The following is a 17,419-nucleotide window of genomic DNA, read 5'->3' on the forward strand; positions in this document are numbered from 1 at the left end:
TCATAGGAAGTCTTGTGGCGGACGAACATCATGTTTGGAAAAGAATGCTCTGCAGATCTTGGCCGCTTGCCTTGCGTATTTCGTCTTCGTAGGTGCCGTTCAGAGCTATGTTGGCGGATGAAGTGCGCAGCATTGCCCATCAGGCGTGGGTATCAGCTCACCAAGGCTGATGATGCCCTACCTGGCCGAGTAATTAGCCGTTGATGTCACGATAACATTCACGACGCCAGGCGCGCTGTTTTGGGGTGAAGTAGAAGAACGGCTTTTTATAAAGTGGCATGCACTCCCACTTCACCCGCTCCCAGTCATGCTTGAGAAGAAGTGAGATTCGGCGGATGAATATCCCCAGATCATCAGGTTTGCTGGCGAACAAGCGGTCGTAGTGGGCGAGGATTTCTATATCGTGTGGGTCCTGTGGACTTATCGACGTAGCCAGACGCGTACGCATAGACGCAATTTTCACAGGGTCTCGCTCGTTAGCTGCTGTGGCGTAAGTTGCAGCGATCTCCTCGGATAATGCACGCATGTTGTCGCGCCATCTAGTTCGCTCTTGTGTAATCTGTTCAAGCTGAACAGAGCGCTCGTCCTTACGGAACGCAATGAAGGATGCAGTCCAGCCGCCGATAATCGCGAGGGAGATACCGGAAAATAGGGATATCGGATCAAAGTTTAGATTCATAGATGGCAAACTCTTGGTCCAGCCATGACTTTGTTAGGGGCATTGGCTTGTGCGGATTTATGGGATTTTAAAGCACCGCCTCATCAAGAGGGATTACAGCCTGACCTATTCGCTCGCCGGTACAACTAATCGTGTAGCCCCAGCAGGAAGCACATACTCGTCCATGTACATTGTTCTGTCCTCGCAGAACAATTGTTGGAGTAACTCGGTCACTGGCTAGACCTTGCGAGGCCGTCATTGGCTCTCCCGTAGTTGATAAAAACTCTAAACCTGCTTGACCCACAGATGCATAGATTTGCGCGAATGTGTGTGTGATTGGAAGAGGGCTTCCATTGCTACCATTGGGGTGTGGCATCAGATTTTCCTTGTGTGCATAATAAAAAAGGAGACGCTCGTTTCCATTTATCTTTTCGGCCCCGCCCTCAATACTCCATTCTCCCAAAGCCGGAATGTCTTTTTTCCTGGGTAGCTGTCTGTGGCATGCCTCATAGCGACGCCAACACTCTCACCTTCTAGCAGGTGGTAAGTTAGAAATGTCTGGGCAAACTGAGAAGCTACCGCGCCGTGAACAGAGTGGAAAGGAGCAATGAAGTGACTGCAAATGGTCATGTTGGAAAAGTCGGTCGCGAAAGCATTTTTTCCTGTTTCGCAACAAAGCGAGACAAAGACTTTTTTTGGTGCTCCGCGAACTTTAATTGCGTCGTCCAGATGATTTGTTCTTACCCAGCCATCATTGAAGAATTTAATTGCTGTTGCACTTCCGTGGCCTATAAGAATCACATGAGAAAAGGCAGCTTGCTCCCTAATCCACACCTCTCTGAACTCTGTGATCGATCGCAGCTTAAAGAATCTAAGATAGTCATCGGCGACAAGTAGTCGGCAGAATTGGAGGACTGATTTTGTAAGCGGGTCAAGTAGGGTCGATTCGGTCTCCAAGTCGCCGATACAGATGATAAGAATAGCAACATTTTTGTGGCAAAGCCCAGAGCCAATCCAGTCAGATACTCTCTGTCCGGGGATATTTACCTTTATGCTTCTGTCATTCGTCTCAATAACACGTGTTTCATAGAATGCAGTGGGGTGATACTCCAGTTCTTTTATTCTAGAGCTTGGAACAAATACCTTATTCTCCAATAACAAAGTCCCTTGCCATACAATTTCTCTTTTGTGCTGGTTATTGAGTGTTGCCTGCTTTTATTGATTTTTTCATCGTCTTTCGTGATGCTTGGCTTGCTTCAGATTTGGCGAGATAGAAATTAGTCGGGTCATGTTGTTTTTAGTTGGAGTGCTATAATTACTCAACTTTTGGAAAAAGTGTAAGGTAAATTTTTGGCGTTTGGCGTTTGGCGTTTGGCGTTTGGCGTTTGGCTGGGCCTAAGTGCATCGCATCAGACGACGGCCTCATCGCCAAAAAAGGGTGCGAACGCAAACCAAACGAAGCCCACCATTTTTCACCTCACCTCACCTCACCTCACCTCACCTCACCTCACCTCACCTCCCACCGGCCCGGATGGGCCACTACTGCCTGCCTTGTGTTGATTTCATCGTCAGCATGTGAGTTGTCCTGGGAGGCGAAAGCCGTTGATTCCCACCTCTGGTTGTTGTTTTTCCGGCTCATCCCAAGGCCCGTTCCTGAGTCAGTGAAGTCCTGGGTGTAAAATTTCTTCATGGAAACCTCTTGCACGCTTTCGTAAATTTGATTAGCGTCAAATAAGGCCAACGGCCTGGGCGGGCACGCCTGAGGATCTGTCAACTCAAGTGCTAAAACCTTTCTAGTATCTCCCTGAAAGTTTGAGGGTGATTCCGAGTGTAATCGACAGACCGGATCAACTTAACTCTTAGACCTTCGTGAGGAGACTCTCATGCGATCTGAAATTTATAGCCAGGCTGAATTCGATCAGCTGGCTCATGCTGTCCATAAAACCATCCGTGCCTACTTCAGCCTAAAATTTGAACACTTGCGGCAAGGGATATGCGCTGGATATGGCTTTCAAAGCCACGCGGCGCTGCTCGCCAGATTCAAAAATGGCGGAAGCATTGATATGCGCAAGTTCGATCACTTGGCGCTCATTGAGCGGCTACAGTCTATGGGAAGTAGTCACGCAACCGCCGAGGCAGTTAGTGCTATAATTGATGGGCGCCGCCTTGATATTGATCTCCGTCGCAAACCAAAAAATCCCCGTTACAGCGACACCTCTTATTTTCTGGATGTCAGGGTTCTCAATCATGGGGGCGGCAACGTCCTAATCCCCTTCTTTTTCATTATGCCAACTTTCAAAAGCCATAATGATCTTGAACCATATCGGGTCGATTCTGCATCTAACTATCGGCACAGTGGAAAGTTCTCGGTTTCGCGCTATCCCGATGGCAGAGGGTTGCTTACAGTTGAAGGTGAACAGGGGTATTGGGAGGGGGGGATGTATGTGTACGACTCGCTCCATCAGCAGGACGACAGCAACTGCAAGCGAATTGTAGTTTCTGGGCTCGCTCGGAAAATCTTGCCGGCAGTCTCCCCCCGCTTTAATTGCCAACTCTATAAGCCCGATGGGTACGAGGTTGGTGCCTGGAAGCTTCGCGTGAGCTTGGGAGATGCGGCCCTAGAATGCTTGAGCGGCACTCCATTAGTGCTCAATATCCCGGCTTTGAAGCAGCGCCTAGTCCTCCCTGACCAAGGATATCGCCGCGACGCCGACTTGATGCACTTTAAGGACGGCATCCTAGAGGCTCACATCTATTCGAACGGCTGCCCAGAAGATGCGAACGATACGCCCATCGAAAAGGTTCGCGCTGACATCATTCGCAAGATTCACAAAACACTAGATAAGGCGGGTTTGGATATCCCGCCTTATTGGCTTCACCACTCCTGATGAGCGCACCTTGGCGGCGAGGCTTCTGAGCCTCGTCGCTCTTGCATCAGCTGTTTTAGGTGCTGATCAGTTTTTCTACCAGCATCTTCAAGAAGCGCATTGCATTCTCAAGGTCTTCGTGGCGCACCAAATGTGCTGCAGGAGGCCCGCTTGGGGTGACCTTCGAGCGGTGAATTGCCTAGCCTCGCTTGATCGTGTGCTCTGCGCGATTTCAGGCGATAGTCAACTTCGATGCAATCGGTGGTCAGAACAAAAGAACATGATTGGTCAGGTCGGATGCAATTTCGCCCCGACAGCTTGGGGCGGGACGGAACCACGCAAGGTGGTTAATCTCCCATCCAGAACTAGTCGGCTTGCACAATAAAAGAGCCCCTCAATGAGGGGCTCTTTTATGAGCAGAAACTACTGCATACGTAGTGTATTCAGCGCTTCCTCTGATCGGACTGTGATTACTGCTGAATCCAGGACTCCACAGTGGCGGCGCCATGCTCTGCCTTCCATGCTTTCAGGACCTTGTGATTTCCACCCTTGGTCTCGACGGTCTCACCAGTGTGCGGATTTTTGTAGATCTTCACCGCCCGGGCACGCTTGTTCCCTTTCCCAATCGAGAGGCGGCTGTTCTGTTGCGCGCCTGGATCAAGGATGGCGATCACGTCCTTGAGAGATCTCCCATACTCGGATAGCAAGGCTTTCAGATCAGTCTCGAACTGAATTTCCTTTTTGAGTTCGGCGTCATTCTTGAGCGACTCAAGATAGGCCAGTTGTTCCGCAAGAGCTTTCTCTGCAGCACGAAACTCTGCAAGTCTGGACATTTTTCTCCCCTGATCGAGATATTTGAGGTTGTAAGTCTATTGTAGTTGGGAGCTTCGGACTACAGAGGCCGAAGCTCCCAACTGGCTACCCTTATTAGTGTTTTGACACCCCAGATGCGAATTTGTGAGCCCCGTACGCAAGGCGTGCAAGAGCTCGGCATTTTGCATAAGTGGGCTCTGGGTCTTCGGCAAGGTGATAACGAAGGGGCAACTCATCAGCCTGTCTTCGCAGCCACTGCCGTTTTACAGGGTCCGCTTCTTGCGCTATCAAAGCCTCCAGACGTGCAAGTTTGCGAGTGAGCTCAGCTTTCCAGCGGGGGCGCTGGATCTGGAGAATCCAAGGAGTGGCCGCATAGAGGCCCGCCACCGCAATCATCGCAGTAGCCCCATTGGCCCACGTCAGGTCACCCTGTTTCCAGAGCGCGCCAAGAACCAGAAAAGGCAAGACCTCGAGCGCCCTGAAATAGCTGGATCTCATCGGTTGGAGACCCAGTACTGATAGTCGATAAAGCTCCATGAGATATCTCCTGTGGAGTCGTTGGGACTAGAGCAACAAATGCAGTTGCCCCATCACCATTTCGCCACAGGTCAACGGCCGGCGCATCTCAAGTACCTACCAGGGAATCCCTTTGAAGGAATACGCCCGTAACTCATCAGGTGGACTCTCCCATACTGTGCATCAAAGGGTTGTTTTTCCTTGGTCTTCCCTCGACTCCCTAGGGCTCATTCGTACCCCATTTGCAGCTTTTGAGCTTGAGCCGCAATTTCATCCATTGCTGCGCGGCTAGCAGCATCGCGCTGCTCCTGGTAGGCCACCAGATCCGTGAGTTTGACTCGACGATGGCTGCCGGCTTTCGTGTGTGGCATCACCCCTTCATCCAGCAGTTTCACAAGTGTTGGCCGCGATACGTTGAGAAGGTCAGCGGCTTCCTGAGTGCTTAGCTCTGCATGGATGGCGACCACTCTCACGGCATGGCCCACAGCAATTTCGCTAAGGACTTCTCCGAATAGGCGTAGTGCGAGTGCCGGCACCTGCAGGATCTGCTTGTCTCCGGACTCCGAAATCAGAGTCAAACGGTGAATCCCTGCTCCCGAAGATAGAAGCCCCTTCATTTGGAGGAGGGATTCGACAGCAGCAGCAGCCTCTTGCTTGTCGGGTAGCCGCAGTGAGAAGGCTTTTGGCATGAGTGGTCCCAATGCATCGGACGGAGATGTAGTCCGGGGAGAGTTAAGCAGCTCCTTGGACGACTCGTACGAAAGGGGGACCAGTGGAATTATGCAGAATTATGCGGAACTCCATAATTTTCGAATACGGAGTTGGCATGCCCCTGCGCCCTCCATCGAGCGGGATTTCTGTCGTCGAAAAATGCGAAAAGAAATGTGAATGAAATTGCCGAATTTCGCCTTGGAAACTGCGTTATAGACGGCTCTTAAGGCCTGGAAAAATCTGCATGAACCAACCCGTCGGCTTGTGGATCCGCTGCCTGACTATGGGCTGGGGCGCCAACTGGTCAGTCAAAGGATGCCCTGCGTCGAAGTGGGAGTAGGCCGTGTATCGGGTCGCACTTGCTCAATGCTTGATCAATGTCAGAAATTAACTAATATTTCTGACATTGAGTTTAAACCGTGCTCGAGGCTTTATGACGACTCTTCCTAAAGCGATCATAGATCGCAGCAGGCTCTTGCCCGAAGGAGGCATGCTGACAGCGAAGGAGTTCTTGCATCTGGGGAGCCGGGCAGCAGTCGATCAGGCTTTTTCGCGGTTAGCGAAGAGTGGTCTGCTCTTGCGGGTTACTCGCGGGCTCTACGTTGCGCCCAAGGTGGGGCGGCATGGGCGTGAAGCACCCGCAGTGGAAAAGGTTGTCAGTTCTCTGGCCTCCAAAACCCAGGAAGTCATTGCAGCCGATGGGGCGCAATCCGCGAAAATGCTCGGCCTCCCAACGCAAGGTGCGGTTGGAGACGTGTTTCTCACCAGCGGTCGGGCTCGCACGCTTAAAGTGGGTGGTGTGACAGTAGAGTTGCGCCATGCACCCAAGTGGATGCTCTCGCTAGGGGCTTCGACTGCGGGGAGTGTTATTCGGGCCTTGGCGTGGTTGGGAGAGGCGCATGTCGGCCAGGTGATGGTGAAACTGCGGGAGAATCTATCGACGGTCGACTGGCAAGCGTTGAGTTCAGCAAGGTACCTCTTGCCGTCCTGGATGGCCCAGGCCATAGGCCGTGAGGTGGTTTGACCGGCTGCAGCTCGGCGGAATCTTGTTTAAGGCATGCTGGAAGTGAACTAGGCTACGCCGCCATGCCAGCTGCCCTGTTACGACGTGCGAGCTTCGCGTGTAGATTTAAAGTTGATTAGGAATGGAGTCCTTAATTATGAAGGCCAAAGTGCGAGACGGGTTATTGCAAACTGGTTAGCCGCGATAGATTCAGTCGATGACTAACTAAGTGGTGAGTAAGCAATAAACCAAAGGGTGGTGTGAAATGGCGAACGGGAAGATTCTTCGGCAGCTCTTCAGGGCAGGTACAGCAGGCGATGCAGATGCATTTCGCCTTGCGTCGAAAGCTGTTATCGAAGAGGAGCGGCAAAAGCAGCACCATCTACTCGCAAATGATCTTGAACAGATCCTTTACGGCGGCGACTTAAATTTACGGGCATCTGGTGGCACGCAACGCACTCATTATGATGTTCCTGTAGATAAGGAACGAGGTCTACCGCTGCTTGATATCAGGACGCCCAAGCGTTCACTCGATGAAGTAATTCTTCCCCCGAGCAGCTCTGCCGCCCTTGAGGAGATCCTCGAGGAGAACAGGCGTGCGGATGTCCTGCGCAGCTACGGAATGAAGCCTGCCGGGAAGGTCATATTTTTTGGACCTCCAGGTTGCGGTAAGACGCTGGCAGCAGAGGTCGTGGCATTCGAGCTTGACCGGCCGCTGGCCATCGTCCGCCTGGATGCCCTGGTTTCTTCATTCTTGGGCGAGACCGCCGCCAACCTCCGGAAAGTTTTCGATTTTATTGCCCAGCATCCATTTGTAGTTCTGTTCGACGAGTTCGACGCTATCGGTAAAGAGCGGGACAATAGCAGTGATCACGGCGAGCTGCGCCGAGTGGTAAATGCCGTCCTTCAGATGATGGATTCATACGAAGGTAGCAGTTTGATTCTCGCCGCTACGAACCATGAGAGGATCCTAGACTCGGCCATTTGGAGACGATTCGATGAATCCATTGAATTCCCCCTCCCAGATGAGAAGCAGCTGAAAGAGATTTTGCATCTGAAGCTACGCGGTATCCGTCGCCAATTTGAGATTGACGACAAAGAAGTATTGAAGGAATTTAAGGGTAAGAGCGGAGCCGACGTCGAGCGCGTCATACGCCGTGCAGCGAAACGGATGATCCTGCGGGAGCAAGAGTTTCTGACCATCAAGGAGCTGAAGAGCGCCCTTGTCAGGGAGGACCTCAGGAAGTCCTAACCATCAGCCTTCAAGGACGAAGTAGTGGCTACCTACAAGCACCTGAGCATTGCGCGAGAGGTGCTGGATAACCAGCGCCGGACCAAGAATCCTCCCCTGTTCGTGACCCGCGGAGACCTCCGCGGGCATGGCCAAAAGCTCAATGCCTACTTCGCCACGGCTGAAGGTCAGGCTAGAAAGCAAGTCAGCTCCACTGCGAGCTCCCCCTACGTCCTCAAACTGAAGTACGAGGGCGCCCTTACGTTCGCCAACCTGTCGCACCACGGGCTGGAGTTCATCAGCCAGGAAGACAAACAGCTCTGCGTGGTCTTTGCGACGGAAGCTGGCTTGGCCATGTTCGCCGACCACCTGAAAAAGCTGGGTGTCCTGGGTACCAGCTTGACCTACCGCCAGATTCTGGAAGCCATCGAAGGAATCGAGGCGTGGTCTGCTGAGGACCGCAAGAGCTGGGCACTTAAGAATATCGGTCTTCCCGATACTCCTAGCTTCAAGCTTGACGTCGAGCTCTGGCCTGTTGACGTAGCGAACCACCCCAGCCGCATCCGGCTGACGACCGCCTTCGAAGGCTGGCTGGAAAGCCAAAAGATCCGGAGGATCGACAAGGTCAATCTGGATAGTCTGCTGATGTACCGAGTAGAGGTCACTGCAGGCCAGGCGGAGCTACTACTGGATCATCGCGATGTGCGGCTGGTGGACCTCCTTCCCGCCACCGGGATCAGCATTCGCCAGTTGAACCGTGACATCAACGAGGTCCCCCGCAACATTCCTTCCCCACCTGCTGATGCTGCACGGGTCTGTATTTTGGACAGCGGGATCAATGGGAACCACCCGCTGTTGAAGCCTGCCATGGCAGAGAGCGCCTCTTTCATCGATGAAGAGGGGGATGCCGATGAGGTCGGTCACGGCACGGCCGTCGCCGGCGTCGCTCTCTACGGAGACGTGGAGGCCTGTGACAACTCGAATTTCTGGCGGCCGGAGTTCTGGCTCTACAACGGCAAGGTGATGAAGAAGTGCCCGTATACTGGAAATGCGGTCTACGACGAGCACTCGCTTGAGGCCTCCCTGACCAAGGCCGTCGAGTACTTCGTGGACCTCGGGTGCCGGATCTTCAATCTATCGCTGGGCAATAGCCACGCACCCTATGATGGGGCCCATGTCCGTGGCCTTGCCTACATCCTGGATGTCCTTTCCAGGCGCCACAACATCCTCTTCGTGGTGTCGACGGGTAACTTCTGCGGATCTGAAAACCCACCGACACCCATCAACAGCTGGCGAGATGAGTACCCCGAGTACTTGCTGGCAGAACAGAGCGCCATCATCGACCCTGCGCCTGCTATGACGGTGCTGACGGTAGGGAGCATCTCTCGGCACAACGCTACCTACGACGCCCAGCGGTTCCCTGAGATCCAACAGCTCTCACCGGCTTCGGAAAACCAGCCCTCTCCCTTCACCCGTCACGGTCCCTCGGTGAAAGGCGCATTCAAGCCGGAGCTCGTTGCCGCGGGAGGCAATCTCGCGAGCCCCATGCGGCAGAACAACGGGCAGTGGCGCCCGGATATGCGTGGGTTGGGTGTCCTTACCCTCAATCATCAGGTGATCGGCAACACGCTGTTCAAAGAGGTGAGTGGTACCAGCTTCGCGGCTCCCTACATCACGCATCTGGCTGGACGTTTGCTGAACGAGTATCCAGCGGCATCTGCCAACCTGCTTCGTGCCATGTTGGTCAACCAGGCCTATTTGCCGGAGCAGGTCCTCTCCACCTTCTCGGATGAGTTCAGGAAGGCCTACAAGGAGGACAAGAGCACCTACAAACGTGAGGTCGCGCGCGATGTAGCGGGCTATGGGGCCGTGAGCGAAAGCGATCTCTTCAGGTCCTCCGACAACGTCGTCGTTCTAATGTCGGAAGAGAGCATCGAAAACGATTCCTGCCAGTTCTTTGAGCTGCCGCTGCCGGCCGATTACTTGCGCTCCGCCCGCGCGACACGGGAGCTCTCCGTGACACTGGCTTATTCGCCTGCGGTCCGTACCACCAGGATCGATTACCTGGCTACGCAGATCAGCTATCGCTTGGTGAAAGGCACGTCGCTGGACGATGTTCAGCAGTACTTCAACCAGCTGAAAAAGGCCGAAACTGAGACGCGAAACGATGACGCGACTACCAATCGTGACATCTCGGCTCAAGCACGCAGCCGCGGAACGGTTCAATCCTCACGCTGGACCTTTAAGCAGCGCAAGCCAGATGAAAAATGGTACGTGGTGGTGATCAGGCAGGATCGCGAATGGAGCCATCCTGATGTGCTGGACAAGGAGCCTTACGCGTTGGTGGTCACCGTCGCGGACCGGGAGAACGAGAATGCAAAGCTCTATACCCAGATCCAGGCCCTGATTCAGCAGCAGGTCGAAGAAAGAGAGCAGCTGCGGGCTGCGGCTCGTTTGCAAAGCAGGGGGTAAGTCTGTGGGAGCTCCTGGTCCTACTCGGAGCTCCCCGCGTTTTGCACTGGCGCCGCCAGCTGCCTCCCATCCTTTCACGACGTAATTCCCTCCCTTTTAGTAGCCGCTACCACTGCATCTACCGGGCCCTCTGAGCAAGTGCAGTGACTTCGGTTGCGCCGATTTTCCCACCTACCCAGAAACCTTGAAGGCGTGTGCTGGGCGGGCGATTACGCTCGCTAGCCAAACATCTTTTCGTCGCTGTTCGTGCGGGAAAAAGCGTCGCGGCGTGCTTGATCCTTGGAATCATGAGTCTTGGGCAGAAGTGCTGAAGTGCTTCCTCTGATGATTTATCAGCGAGTGCCGCAGTATCGCCTGAACGACGCAGCTCTGGGCGCTCTGGAGCTGTCCTTTGACGTAATTGGATAGGAGTTGTCTGCAATGAAAGGATGGGGATTTAGGGTTAGCGCACTTGGTTTCAGCCTGGAAGCTATGAACCTTGGGAAGGGGCATCTGTGGGCAATTTTCATCCACCTGGACGCGTGGATCCTGCACCAAGGACTGATTTCGAAATGGGCTGTTGCTCAAGCGGTGGCGGTCGTTGCCTGACGGCTGAACGCCCCCGGCGCTCGTCTCTTGCCCGCTCTGCCAAGGCCATTGATGAAATCACGCGACCGTGGTTAGATCCGCACGAGGCCTTCTGCAGAGGCCTGCCATCCGCTACAGCGAACCCTTATAGGGACTGCATCCCCCTGTTTTTTCATACGACGACTTGATGCTGTCTGCAGCCTCGTCGGTATTTGCGGATGATGCCGCTCGGCTGCGTAACGTCGAGGAACTCGTATGAGCAGCTATTCGTCCCGTTTAGATCGCCATCTTAAGAACCAGGCCCGAAAGCTTCGGCAGGCTGGCGAGCTCACCCATCAACAAGCACTAGATCGCGTCGCTATCGACTTTGGCTTCACAGGCTGGAAGCAGGCTCGCCAGCATATGGCTTTGGCGGACGCCAAGATCCGTGAATGTGAGTCGTCTCTCCCTCAGGAAATCGCGCATTTCGCAGTGCAGCTCCGTGCCACCGTTGGGTATCCCTACGCCGCGGAGGACCGTGTTGGTATCCGCTACATGCCTCGCGAGGCCCAGCAAGTCGAAAACGTTGCGAAGTGCCTTGTGTACCTGCGGTTGTATGAGCGTATCCACGCGCCGGAGCATCTGAACCGAACCGATAATGCCAAGCTGTGGTTCCGCCCGGTGTTGCTGCTGGAAGACGCGGAAGACCAGATTGCAATCGGTCGAATGAAGCTGCAGTCACTGGCTGCCGCGCTGATCGATCCGACCGCGCCTTCCACGTTTCCTCGCGAGCGTGCCCCGCTCACACCGGAGCTTGTTCGTACTAGAGTACTGACCTACCTGCATGCGTTGCACTCTATGTCGCTGATCAGGTGCTTAGGAAATCGGCCCGAATCGGTGTTGGAGCATCCCAGCTTCAAGTCATTCGTCGGCTATGCTCTGGCCGGTCTGCAGGCGCATGCTCAGCTCGGCAGTTCTCACCGCATCGTCATATCCTTCGCGGGAATGTCCGAGTGGGCGCAACCTGGGCCTGCCCGGTTCGATTCGCACGTGTTGCGATGGGTGGATCAGCCTGCTGAGTCGCCGGATACGATCCAAGCCACCTCACTGTCCGGGAGTGCACCAATAAAACAGGCGGGTAGACCGTTCCATCCCTTACCTCAAGATCAGCACCGTTGGCTGGCTGAAAGCCTGTATTCGATCGAGCAGCTTCTCCCTGCACAGCCAAGTTTGCGGAAGAGGTTGGACGTCGTCCGAACCACCTTGGCAGAATGGCTCGCGGCCGAATCCGGCAGCACTGAAGTGGCAGGCAAGGTCTACTTCAAGGCGGCCCGAAACTACAGGGCTCGTGCGTTCTTGGCTCCAGCTGAGGAGCGGAGGGTCCTGAATCTTCTCCAGAATCTGCGCCGGTGGATCGAGGAAGGTTATGCCCCATGCGTTCCCTGCTCGGTCCTTCTCGGCAAGCTGCGCAACCTGGGTCTCATGCTAGGTCGCTGGCTGGAGCGTACGCGCCATCATTGGAAGAAGACCAACCTGAAGGTCTCGATGGACTCCATAGGGTTGGTAGCGGTGGATCCCAAGCAAGACGTGCTGCTCGAGGAAGAGTCGAACTGGAAACGGACAGAGCTGATGGGTACGAGTTGGGAAGGTGGCGTGGTCTCGTCAGTTCGCCCGCACCTCTTCAAGTACTGGCGTGAAGAAGATGAAGCTGACGGGTATCCCTTCGATGAGTCTTCAGAAGACAGTGAAAACTCCTTGGTCGAGCACCTCCACGGCTTGGTTTTCTATCGATACGTCGGGAAGGCATCAACGTCGGCGGCCTTTATGCGCGACGCTCGCAAGGCGTTTTACTTCGGCGTGGAGCACGCCTGGTTTAAGCAAAAGCTTCTCCAGGGGTAGTCTCAAGGTATGACCGGTTCGGGACGTTTGGCCGAACCAGTTTTTGGTTTGCACCATTATTGTGCGGAAAGTCGCCTGCTTTCGGCGAAGGCGGGCGCTTCACCTTCCCCCCTACTTTTCGCAACGCAAGAACCGCGGTTGAGTCGTACCAGGCGTCCCTAACGCTGGATGCTCGGTGCTCGAAGGTGCCGCCGTTGTCGAATCCCTTCTCCGGATGAAGGGGCTTCTGTCTTCGGGAGCAGGGATTCACCGTTTGACTTTGGTTTCAGAGTCCGGAGACAAGCAGGTCCTGCAGGTGCCGGCACTCGCACTACGCCTATTCGGAGAGATCCTTAGCGAAATTGCCGTGGGCCATGCCGTGAGTGTGGTTCCTATCCATACGGAACTGAGCACTCAGGAGGCCGCTGACCTTCTAAACGTATCGCGGCCAACTCTTGTGAAATTGCTGGACGAAGGAGTGACGCCGCACACGAAAGCCGGCAGCCATCTCCGAGTCAAATTCACGGATCTGGTGGCGTACAAGGAGCATAGAGACGCTGCCAGCCGCGCAGCCTTGGGAAATTGCGGCTCAAGCTCAAAAGCTGGGAATGGGATACGAATGAGCCATAGGGGCTCGAGGGAAGATGAGGCGGGCTATCGGATGGTGCTATCGGTGCTTTGGGGTTGGGTGCATGCTGCTCTCGGTGATGCGTTGAGTCTTGCGGCCGGTCTCAGAACGGTGCGGCTGGAGCTGGCGGAGGGGAGCTGAAAGGGTGATCTCGGAAGTCGAGTTTGAGTCTGTCCTGAAGTGGCCTAATGATTCTGGACACCCCGATAGGGCGTTAAGCTTCGCCCACAGCAGAGGTGTTCATGAGCAGAAGATCATTCAGTCCGGATTTCAAACTGGAAGCCGCCCGCCTGGTGGTGGATCAAGGCTATTCGGTACCGGCCGCCTGCAAGGCGATGGGGGTAGGGCCCACGGCGATGCGTCGTTGGGTGGCGCAGTTGCAGCTGGAGCGTGGCGGTCAGACGCCCGCGCATAGCAAGGCGCTGACAGAGGAGCAGAGGCGCATTCAGGAGTTGGAGGCGCAGGTCCGCCGCTTGGAGCGGGAGAAAGAGATTCTAAAAAAGGCTACCGCTCTCTTGATGTCGGACGCCCTCGACTAGTCAGGCTGGTCGAGGCATTGGGCGAGCAATATTCGCGTACAGAGCTGTGTCGATTATTTCGCGTGAATCGCAGCAGTGTTTATGCGGCCCACCAGCGCCAGGCCCTTGTCTGCAGACGACGGGAAGTGCTGCGTCGACGCGTAATGGAGTTGCATGCCCAGAGCCGGTGCGCAGCTGGCGCCCGAACCCTGTCGGCCGCCTTGCGCAACGAGGGTCATACCGTGGGCCGCTACCTGGCTGCCCGGCTGATGAAAGAGATCGGGCTGGTCAGTACGCAGCGCCGTAAACATCGCTACCGGGTCGCCAAGGAACAAAGCGTCATCGCGCCCAACGAACTGGAGCGTCGCTTCAATGTGGACCGCCCCAACCAGGTGTGGTGTGGGGATGTGACATACCTCTGGGCTGGTGGTCGCTGGATCTACCTGGCGGCGGTGATGGACCTGTATGCGCGCCGGATCGTCGGCTGGGCCGTGTCCAACCGTCCAGACTCACAACTCACCGGGCGTGCCTTGCGGGTGGCTTACGAAGCCAGGGGCAAACCACAGCAACTGATGTTTCACTCCGACCAGGGCTGTCATTACACCAGCCTCGAATTCCGCCAATTGCTCTGGCGCTACCACATCCGGCAAAGCATGAGTCGTCGAGGAAACTGCTGGGATAACGCCCCGATGGAGCGTTTCTTTAGAAGCCTCAAGTCGGAGTGGGTGCCGTCTTCCGGCTACGTCGATCAGACTCAAGCAGAGGCCGATGTGCTGCGTTACCTGACCGATTACTACAACCATCAACGGCCACATCGCCACAACGATTACCAGACCCCGGCACAGCGCGAAGAGCTGACCGGATAGACCTAAACCGGTGTCCAGTTTTACTTGACCACTTCATCCCAAGCCAGAAGTACATGGCGTGCTACAGAACGCTACGTAATGCGGTGGATCGTCGTTACGACGTGGCGGGATTCCGGCTGCACGAATTGATTTGGCAGTGCCTGCTAAATCACGGGCATGTCCCGGAAGAGAAGCTAGGGCAGTTTCTACCGTATGTGCCGCAGCCAACTATAGATTTCCTGGAGAGGCTCACGACCCAGATGATGTTCGGGGATTACGGTGTTCTATCTAATAGAAGGAAGCCAACCCGTGAGGCGATTGCAAATGTCGCCTCTCGTGAAGGGAGCTCTACTGAGTAGCTTTCGAGGGACCGGGGCAGCGGCTGCTAATACCGTCCTATGCACCAGACGCAGGGCATTGCAGGCTCGTCGCTTGGTTTACTGCCTGCACCTACAGTAGGGCGGCGCCGGTTCGGACTTCGTTGTGACAATCTTTATTTATTGCAGTGCGCCCTTTTTTGATGGGCTAGTAAGATTTGTGACAACCTTTATTTTTAATAGCGATCCGAATAGAAGGCTGGAGCCCGCGTAAATCGCGGATGGCTGTGACAAACTTTATTTAACCGACACACGTGCCGGCACCCGGCCCCAAGCCCCCGCCCGTCGGGGGCTTTTGCTGCAAGTTCGTCACAATTTTTCTACAAAACCTTCACGAATCCTTCTCGCGCCTGCCAAGACGATAGGTCAGCCTTTGCGCAGCGTCCGTGACAGCTGCGCTGCGTAGTCAAGGCCCCAGCGGTCCGGACGAACAGGACCAGGGACCGGCATGGACCGGTCACCACAACAACACTCTGGCTCGGGCGACCCATGACGATCGATGCGTTCGTGCTGATGCGGGATGTTCCTGTCCCCGGTTCCCGCGAGGGTCGACATCCGTGAAGTTTCTGGTCACCGGCGCCGCCGGTTTCATCGGCTTCCATACCGCGCAGCGACTGTGCAACGACGGCCACGATGTGGTCGGCATCGACAACCTCAACGACTACTACAGCGTCGAGCTCAAGCAGGCCCGCCTGGACCTGCTGCGCCGGCAGCGCAACTTCCGCTTCGAGCGCCTGGACATCGCCGACGCGCCGGCCATGGCCGCGCTGTTCCAGCGCGAAGGCTTCGAGCGGGTGATCCACCTGGCCGCCCAGGCCGGGGTGCGCTACTCGCTGGAGAATCCGCAGGCCTACGTCGACGCCAACCTGGCCGGCTTCGTCAACGTGCTCGAAGGCTGCCGCCACGCGCGGGTCGGCCACCTGGTGTACGCCTCCAGCAGCTCGGTGTACGGCATGAACAGCGCCATGCCCTTCAGCACCGACGCCGCGGTGGACCAGCCGGTGTCGCTGTACGCCGCCACCAAGCGCGCCAACGAGCTGATGGCGTACACCTACGCGCACCTTTACCGCCTGCCGCTCACCGGCCTGCGCTTCTTCACCGTGTACGGCCCCTGGGGCCGTCCGGACATGGCGCTGTTCAAGTTCACCCGGGCGATCCTCGAGGAGCGCCCCATCGACATCTACAACAACGGCGAGATGTCCCGCGACTTCACCTATATCGACGATGTGGTGGAGGGACTGCTGCGCATCCAGGACTGCCCGCCCGAACCGGGCCCGCACGGCGAGCCGCCGGTGGCGCTCTACAACATCGGCCGCGGCGAGCCGGTGCGCCTGCTCGACATGGTCGAGTGCGTGGAGCGCGCGCTGGGCCGCCCGGCCGTCCGCAACTATCTGCCGCTGCAGCCGGGTGACGTGCTGCAGACCTGGGCCGACGTCGAGGCGCTGGCACAGCGCACCGGCTTCCGTCCGGCGACCTCGCTGCAGAGCGGGGTCGAGCGTTTCGTCCACTGGTACCGCGAGTTCTACGCGGTGGAAGAACCCTGCGCCGGCGCGGCGTAGGGTCACGGAGCAAGAGTCCAAGCATGTCCAACAGCCCTTACGTGTCGGTGCTGATTCCGGCGAAGAATGAAGCCGAGAACCTTCCCGGGCTCCTCGAGGAAGTCCGCCGGGCGCTGTCTGCCGAGGCGTTCGAAGTCATAGTGGTGGACGACGGCAGTACCGACGCCACCCGCGCCGTGCTGCAGGGCCTGCAGCAGGCTGGCTACGCCGAACTGCGGGTGCTGGTCCACGAGCGTTCGCTGGGCCAGAGCACTTCCGTCTACCACGCCGCCGAGGCCGCCCGTGGCCAGTGGCTGGCGACCCTGGACGGCGACGGGCAGAACGATCCGGCGGATATCCCCGGCATGCTCGCCATGGTCCGCGCCGCCGACTGCCCGGCGGACCTCAAGCTGATCGCCGGGCACCGCGTGAAGCGCCAGGACAGCGCCAGCAAGCGCTGGGCCTCGCGCTTCGCCAACCGCCTGCGCGGCCGCCTGCTCAACGACCACACGCCGGACACCGGCTGCGGACTCAAGCTGATCGAGCGCGAGGCCTTCCTGCGCCTGCCGTACTTCGACCACATGCACCGCTTCATTCCGGCGCTGATCCAGCGCCACGGGGGCAGCATGCGCGTGCATCCGGTGAACCACCGGCCGCGCAACGCCGGGGTCTCCAAGTACGGCAACCTGGACCGTGCGCTGGTCGGCATCCTGGACCTGTTCGGCGTCTGGTGGCTGATCCGCCGTACGCGCCTGGACGCCGTGCCCCGCGAACTGGGGCGCTGACGCATGACGACCGGCGACTCCGGTGATTCCTTC

Annotated in this window: 15 protein-coding genes; 10 read left to right on the forward strand and 5 right to left on the reverse strand. The window is 56.4% G+C overall.

What is annotated here, in order from left to right:
• Window positions 1-193 precede the first annotated feature (193 nt).
• From AC3B6A_RS00945 to AC3B6A_RS00955, 3 genes are all read right to left on the reverse strand, one after another.
• Window positions 194-679 (reverse strand): hypothetical protein, encoded by a 486-nt coding sequence (locus AC3B6A_RS00945; RefSeq protein ID WP_488400458.1) that lies wholly within the window; start codon window positions 677-679, stop codon window positions 194-196.
• A 402-nt stretch (window positions 680-1,081) separates the two neighbouring features.
• Window positions 1,082-1,813, reverse strand: a complete 732-nt coding sequence (locus tag AC3B6A_RS00950) for a hypothetical protein (protein ID WP_488400459.1) — start codon at window positions 1,811-1,813, stop codon at window positions 1,082-1,084.
• 352 nt (window positions 1,814-2,165) lie between these two features.
• Window positions 2,166-2,348, reverse strand: a complete 183-nt coding sequence (locus AC3B6A_RS00955) for a hypothetical protein (RefSeq protein ID WP_488400460.1) — start codon at window positions 2,346-2,348, stop codon at window positions 2,166-2,168.
• Window positions 2,349-2,541: 193 nt separating this feature from the next.
• Here AC3B6A_RS00955 and AC3B6A_RS00960 point away from each other — a divergent pair, with 193 nt between their 5' ends.
• Window positions 2,542-3,546 (forward strand): hypothetical protein, encoded by a 1,005-nt coding sequence (locus AC3B6A_RS00960; RefSeq protein ID WP_488400461.1) that lies wholly within the window; start codon window positions 2,542-2,544, stop codon window positions 3,544-3,546.
• 449 nt (window positions 3,547-3,995) lie between these two features.
• Here the strand turns inward: AC3B6A_RS00960 and AC3B6A_RS00965 are convergent, their stop codons facing one another.
• Both AC3B6A_RS00965 and AC3B6A_RS00970 read right to left on the reverse strand, forming a co-directional pair.
• The gene (locus AC3B6A_RS00965; protein ID WP_488400462.1) at window positions 3,996-4,358 is read right to left on the reverse strand and encodes a histone-like nucleoid-structuring protein, MvaT/MvaU family; all 363 of its coding nucleotides are present in this window, start codon (window positions 4,356-4,358) and stop codon (window positions 3,996-3,998) included.
• A 723-nt stretch (window positions 4,359-5,081) separates the two neighbouring features.
• Window positions 5,082-5,543, reverse strand: coding sequence for a helix-turn-helix domain-containing protein (locus tag AC3B6A_RS00970; RefSeq protein WP_488400463.1), 462 nt, complete (start codon window positions 5,541-5,543; stop codon window positions 5,082-5,084).
• Window positions 5,544-5,998: 455 nt separating this feature from the next.
• Between AC3B6A_RS00970 and AC3B6A_RS00975 the strand changes: the two genes are divergently transcribed.
• The 9 genes from AC3B6A_RS00975 to AC3B6A_RS01015 all read left to right on the forward strand — a co-directional run bounded on the left by AC3B6A_RS00975 (window position 5,999) and on the right by AC3B6A_RS01015 (window position 17,386).
• A complete protein-coding gene (locus AC3B6A_RS00975) occupies window positions 5,999-6,589 on the forward strand; it encodes a DUF6088 family protein (protein ID WP_488400464.1) in 591 nt (196 codons plus the stop codon).
• A 244-nt stretch (window positions 6,590-6,833) separates the two neighbouring features.
• The gene (locus AC3B6A_RS00980) at window positions 6,834-7,820 is read left to right on the forward strand and encodes an AAA family ATPase (RefSeq protein WP_243779250.1); all 987 of its coding nucleotides are present in this window, start codon (window positions 6,834-6,836) and stop codon (window positions 7,818-7,820) included.
• 24 nt (window positions 7,821-7,844) lie between these two features.
• Window positions 7,845-10,271, forward strand: coding sequence for a S8 family peptidase (locus tag AC3B6A_RS00985; protein ID WP_488400465.1), 2,427 nt, complete (start codon window positions 7,845-7,847; stop codon window positions 10,269-10,271).
• 420 nt (window positions 10,272-10,691) lie between these two features.
• Window positions 10,692-10,859, forward strand: coding sequence for a hypothetical protein (locus AC3B6A_RS00990; protein ID WP_488400466.1), 168 nt, complete (start codon window positions 10,692-10,694; stop codon window positions 10,857-10,859).
• 234 nt (window positions 10,860-11,093) lie between these two features.
• A complete protein-coding gene (locus AC3B6A_RS00995; protein WP_488400467.1) occupies window positions 11,094-12,716 on the forward strand; it encodes a DUF5623 domain-containing protein in 1,623 nt (540 codons plus the stop codon).
• Window positions 12,717-12,891: 175 nt separating this feature from the next.
• Entirely contained in the window at window positions 12,892-13,464 is a 573-nt protein-coding gene (locus AC3B6A_RS01000) for a helix-turn-helix domain-containing protein (protein ID WP_488400468.1), read from the forward strand.
• A gap of 101 nt (window positions 13,465-13,565) precedes the next feature.
• Window positions 13,566-14,707 (forward strand): IS3 family transposase gene (locus AC3B6A_RS01005; RefSeq protein ID WP_488400469.1). Its coding sequence is split into 2 segments (ribosomal slippage): window positions 13,566-13,818 and window positions 13,818-14,707, totalling 1,143 coding nucleotides; the frame shifts between segments, so codons are not numbered across the junction.
• A 913-nt stretch (window positions 14,708-15,620) separates the two neighbouring features.
• A complete protein-coding gene (locus AC3B6A_RS01010; RefSeq protein WP_488400470.1) occupies window positions 15,621-16,622 on the forward strand; it encodes an NAD-dependent epimerase in 1,002 nt (333 codons plus the stop codon).
• 23 nt (window positions 16,623-16,645) lie between these two features.
• The gene (locus AC3B6A_RS01015; RefSeq protein WP_488400471.1) at window positions 16,646-17,386 is read left to right on the forward strand and encodes a glycosyltransferase family 2 protein; all 741 of its coding nucleotides are present in this window, start codon (window positions 16,646-16,648) and stop codon (window positions 17,384-17,386) included.
• The last annotated feature ends 33 nt before the right edge of the window (window positions 17,387-17,419 follow it).

Source organism: Pseudomonas sp. B12(2026) (assembly GCF_057767015.1).

Coding starts and splice junctions, on each gene's coding strand:
- AC3B6A_RS00945 (WP_488400458.1), bottom strand. CDS start 679: ATGAATCTAAACTTTGATCCGATATCCCTATTTTCCGGTATCTCCCTC.
- AC3B6A_RS00955 (WP_488400460.1), bottom strand. CDS start 2,348: ATGAAGAAATTTTACACCCAGGACTTCACTGACTCAGGAACGGGCCTT.
- AC3B6A_RS00960 (WP_488400461.1), top strand. CDS start 2,542: ATGCGATCTGAAATTTATAGCCAGGCTGAATTCGATCAGCTGGCTCAT.
- AC3B6A_RS00965 (WP_488400462.1), bottom strand. CDS start 4,358: ATGTCCAGACTTGCAGAGTTTCGTGCTGCAGAGAAAGCTCTTGCGGAA.
- AC3B6A_RS00970 (WP_488400463.1), bottom strand. CDS start 5,543: ATGCCAAAAGCCTTCTCACTGCGGCTACCCGACAAGCAAGAGGCTGCT.
- AC3B6A_RS00975 (WP_488400464.1), top strand. CDS start 5,999: ATGACGACTCTTCCTAAAGCGATCATAGATCGCAGCAGGCTCTTGCCC.
- AC3B6A_RS00980 (WP_243779250.1), top strand. CDS start 6,834: ATGGCGAACGGGAAGATTCTTCGGCAGCTCTTCAGGGCAGGTACAGCA.
- AC3B6A_RS00990 (WP_488400466.1), top strand. CDS start 10,692: ATGAAAGGATGGGGATTTAGGGTTAGCGCACTTGGTTTCAGCCTGGAA.
- AC3B6A_RS00995 (WP_488400467.1), top strand. CDS start 11,094: ATGAGCAGCTATTCGTCCCGTTTAGATCGCCATCTTAAGAACCAGGCC.
- AC3B6A_RS01015 (WP_488400471.1), top strand. CDS start 16,646: ATGTCCAACAGCCCTTACGTGTCGGTGCTGATTCCGGCGAAGAATGAA.